Origin of the sequence: Piscirickettsia salmonis LF-89 = ATCC VR-1361, assembly GCF_000297215.2 — a bacterium.
Classification (GTDB): Bacteria; Pseudomonadota; Gammaproteobacteria; order Piscirickettsiales; family Piscirickettsiaceae; genus Piscirickettsia; species Piscirickettsia salmonis.
This window is the reverse complement of the sequence record NZ_AMFF02000016.1, coordinates 1-3,885: the sequence shown is the minus strand read 5'-3', so window position 1 is coordinate 3,885 and position 3,885 is coordinate 1. Positions and strand designations below refer to the sequence as shown.

Annotated in this window: 6 protein-coding genes; 4 read left to right on the top strand and 2 right to left on the bottom strand. The window is 40.5% G+C overall.

The features are described from left to right. The first annotated feature begins 90 nt into the window (after positions 1-90). Positions 91-471 (top strand): GNAT family N-acetyltransferase, encoded by a 381-nt coding sequence (locus tag C200_RS01700; protein WP_329830843.1) that lies wholly within the window; start codon positions 91-93, stop codon positions 469-471. Positions 472-530: 59 nt separating this feature from the next. Here the strand turns inward: C200_RS01700 and C200_RS01695 are convergent, their stop codons facing one another. After that, complete coding sequence (locus C200_RS01695; RefSeq protein ID WP_016211828.1) at positions 531-746, bottom strand: hypothetical protein; 216 nt, start codon at positions 744-746, stop codon at positions 531-533. A 192-nt stretch (positions 747-938) separates the two neighbouring features. Here C200_RS01695 and C200_RS01690 point away from each other — a divergent pair, with 192 nt between their 5' ends. The 3 genes from C200_RS01690 to C200_RS01680 all read left to right on the top strand — a co-directional run bounded on the left by C200_RS01690 (position 939) and on the right by C200_RS01680 (position 2,473). Next, positions 939-1,292 (top strand): hypothetical protein, encoded by a 354-nt coding sequence (locus C200_RS01690; RefSeq protein ID WP_017376688.1) that lies wholly within the window; start codon positions 939-941, stop codon positions 1,290-1,292. A gap of 331 nt (positions 1,293-1,623) precedes the next feature. Further along, complete coding sequence (locus C200_RS01685; protein ID WP_016211827.1) at positions 1,624-2,244, top strand: hypothetical protein; 621 nt, start codon at positions 1,624-1,626, stop codon at positions 2,242-2,244. Between the two features lie 40 nt (positions 2,245-2,284). Continuing rightward, the gene (locus C200_RS01680) at positions 2,285-2,473 is read left to right on the top strand and encodes a hypothetical protein (RefSeq protein WP_016211823.1); all 189 of its coding nucleotides are present in this window, start codon (positions 2,285-2,287) and stop codon (positions 2,471-2,473) included. 34 nt (positions 2,474-2,507) lie between these two features. Here C200_RS01680 and C200_RS01675 read toward each other — a convergent pair. Then, the coding region (locus C200_RS01675; RefSeq protein ID WP_033923652.1) for a calcium-binding protein at positions 2,508-3,885 on the bottom strand (1,378 nt) is incomplete at its 5' end.

Below are 3,885 nucleotides of genomic sequence, written 5' to 3'. Positions count from 1 at the left end.
ACTCACCTCGTGCTTAGCACTCCATGGCTCGCAGCGTTAGAGACAGCGCTTAGTCAAGTAATGAAGTCAATGTCAGAAACTATTCGTTGAGTGCTATATATTGAAAAAACTAGTTGCTCTGAATCTCATGAAAGTTTATTCCTTATGCATGCAGATCATCTTATTGGCGTGTTTAATATCAGTGAAATCGTCCGTGGCTGCTTTCAAAGCGCTTATCTTGGTTATTATGCTTTCGAACCTTTTGCCAATCAAGGCTATATGACCCAAGGCCTACGATTATTGGTTGAACATGCATTTAACACGTTAAAGCTTCATCTCCTAGAAGCAAATATTCGCCCTGAAAACAACGCATCCAGTAAACTGGTGAAAAAAGTTGGCTTTCAAAAAGAAGGTTATTCCCCTAATTATCTTTATCTTGATGGTGCGTGGCGTGATCATGAGCGCTGGGCCATCATAGTAAGCCAAAAGTAACCACCTAAATACCTACTAAGCACAAGTTAAGTACATGCGTTTATAAAAACAACCTATTTTTAAGCAATTCCAGGCTTTTTAATGTCTTTTTTTCCTGTATAAATAGACGCAGTACAACCCTCAAAAACAACACGGTCAAACTGAGCAATCTCTTTTTGTGTCCAAAAATACGTACCATTATCACGTTTTAGCTTTTTTAAAAGATCAGGCCTTGCTTTAAAAAAATTTTTTGCACGCTCATAAAAGACCTTCATTTCATCAACATCTAAAAACATAGTAATCTCTATCCTATCCCCTTAAACTTAACACTGGTAGATATGGAGTCTTATTAACAAAAAGCAATAAAATTTACATTACATTAACAATTTACAAGGTAAGTTTACAGTCTGTTCATTAGTGCTATATAGCGTGTTTATAGCATTGTGATATATACTGAAACTCATTTGTCATTAAAGCGAGCCAAACCCATGTTCAATACCAAACAAAAGCTACTCATTACGTTATTAGATATGACAAAAAAAGATCCACTCTCTGTACAAACCAAAGCCTGCGCTTATATCTTTGGCCTCGCTTTACTGCTGGCATGGACATATGTTTTGATATCTTCAGGATTAATAATCAGCTTGATTCTCGCTGTTATTTTTGTCGCCGGACTTTATTTTCAAGTTAACCGTTACGCCTCCAAACTCATCAATTCATCATCAACACAAAAGCCTCGTATTGAAGATATCCGACTCCTGGTTGTCAGTTCAAAATCCATGATTTTATTTTGTATCGGAGCATTGGTTGCTTATGTCGCTATGTTGTTTAATGGCGGATAACATAAGCCGACTGATAAATGGAGTTTTACCTCTCAAAAATAAACCTACCACCTAACTACTCGCCGGAATAATCGCTTTCCCTCTGCAGTCTATTAAAGCTTTTTATCACCATATTTTAAGCACATAAAATCTAATAAGGCTTAGCAAATAGCTGCTTGATAACAGTCTTTATTAACATTCAATAGTATTTATACTTAGAAAACTAAATAAAATATCAGCAGAGCCTCATTTACATAAATTAGAAACATGAATTTCAATTAGAAAATAAAAGCCATCTCTATACAGTAAATCACTAAGACCTAATCATAGAAAGGCATCGAAGTGGGTTATTATGGGAAATAGTACAGGACTACAGCAAGCATTAAACGCAATCAGGTCAACCAGTTCGCTTATTTCTGATGATGATGAAACACTCCTCAAAAATAATACCGAGCTTCAACAAGCCGTCAATGCACTACATTCAACAGGCCAATTTTCTTATGATGATTGGCTACATATTCAAAGTACTGAAGGCCCTGGAGAAGAGCACCAAAAAGCGGTTAATGCACTGCACTCTATAGGTCAATTTTCTTATACCGGTGATTTTGGCCATTGGGCTAACTACGCTAATTGGGACAAACTTAAAGATGATAAAACACTACAACAAGCGGTCAACGCACTGGATTCCATAGGTGAATTATCTAAAGACAATTGGGCGAAAATCGCCAGAAATCAATCACTCAGAACGATCATCAGCAAACTCCACTTATCTAATAAGTTTACTCCTGGCAACTGGCAAAAACTCGATAAAAATCATGAGCAGCTAAAAGAAGTCAATAAAGAAATACCTGACCTTGAACACTACGTTCAAGATCAAACAAAGGCAACAGCATCCAAACAATTTAGCCTAAGCGTGCATCATGCAAAACTAGAATATTTAACAACAGGAAAAAAGACAAGCTTCTTCAATTAAAATCTCACCCTGCGCTGTCCACGCTTAAAAAACATAGGTCATGGAAGCGCTCACCAGGGGGTTTCAGTTCGCCGCTTCCGTTGTTGCAGCGGTTATCACAGCGTCAATAGGAATACCATTAGCAGGTTATAAAATGTATAAAAACCATGGCAAATTTTTCTTGTATAAACACCACACCGACTCAGAGCTTGCTGCACTTAAAGTGATAGACGCTGCAAATAACCTATAAGGCCACTATAATCGCCCGGCTAAAATCCCATGCCTTAAAACCACTCAATTTTTTCAATATCACTAAACTGCACTTTAGACTGACCATCTTCAAAAGTAATACTACCTGAGAACGATAATCCACCTTCAGCACCATATTGCCCAGCCTCCCCAGTCGTACCATGAATCACTTCACCATCACCACCATTCTCAACATGCAGCACCCAATTTTGGCCACCAGAACCGGATAATTGCAAGCTATCTTCACCCTCACCACCAGAAACCCAGTTCTGGCCTAAATTCCCTTCATCTAAGTTAAAAACAAACAGGTCATTTCCAGTATGGCCCATGGCAATGTCATCACCCTGGCCAACATGTATTTCATCATCCCCTGCGTTACCCTCGAGACGATCATCCCCTAAACCGCCTTTTAGTAAATCATTACCTGAATTACCCGCAAGCCAGTCATTACCGGCTCCACCAAAGATCTGATCCTCGCCGATATTTCCCCAACCTACATCCGACCCCTCACCCAGATTCATCACCGTATCGCCATATTCATAACGATAACTCGCTAAATCAACAATATCGTCGCCCGCTCCGGTATTAAATTCTTCAATCGATGCAATCTCTTCACGCCCACCCCAATCCAAGGTATAAGCGTCATTACTATCAGAACCGGTTAATACATCATGCGCGCCCTCTTCGCCTTCAAGGCCACGGTGATGATGTGCCTTTGTATCCCATTCATGATCAAAATCTTTCGTAGAGTCTGCATCTCGATGACCATGTAAAGCCTCACCGCCATCAGGACTATGCTCAGGATCACCCACCTGAAAATGCGCAGGGCGACTGTGCTGACTCTGATCAAAATCATCATTCGTCCACTGATTTTCTACTTGAATATCATTGATATCCATGGCCTGACCATCAACAACAATATCTAGCTTTTCGAAATCACCCACTTGAACGCCTAGATGTTCAAAAGTTTCAACAGGCCCATTACGGCTACTCTCATCAGCATGATCTGCGATAAAGTCATTTAAACCATGAAGATCAGCAATAATATCATTATTTTCTAACTGCTCAGCACTTAACTCAATACGCAGAGTATCTTCACCACTACCGCCATAGTACTGATCAATCCCCTCAGACTGTCCAACAACAAAGGTTGCAGCATCATCCCCTTGACCAGCATAAACCGTATCAACACCTTCACCGCCATCAAGGGCATCATTACCCGCTCCACCGTGTAAATCATCATTACCGGCACCACCGCGTAAATTATCATCACCCGCACCGCCTCTTAGCACATCTTCACCGGCACCACCGCGTAAATCATCATCACCCGCACCGCCACGTAAGCTATCCTCGCCTTGACCACCTCTTAGCACATCTTCACCGGCACCACCACGTAAATCATCATTACCAGCA

Excerpts from the sequence above, each read along its gene's own strand:
- C200_RS01695 (WP_016211828.1), bottom strand. The coding sequence starts at position 746 with ATGTTTTTAGATGTTGATGAAATGAAGGTCTTTTATGAGCGTGCAAAA.
- C200_RS01690 (WP_017376688.1), top strand. The coding sequence starts at position 939 with ATGTTCAATACCAAACAAAAGCTACTCATTACGTTATTAGATATGACA.
- C200_RS01685 (WP_016211827.1), top strand. The coding sequence starts at position 1,624 with ATGGGAAATAGTACAGGACTACAGCAAGCATTAAACGCAATCAGGTCA.
- C200_RS01680 (WP_016211823.1), top strand. The coding sequence starts at position 2,285 with ATGGAAGCGCTCACCAGGGGGTTTCAGTTCGCCGCTTCCGTTGTTGCA.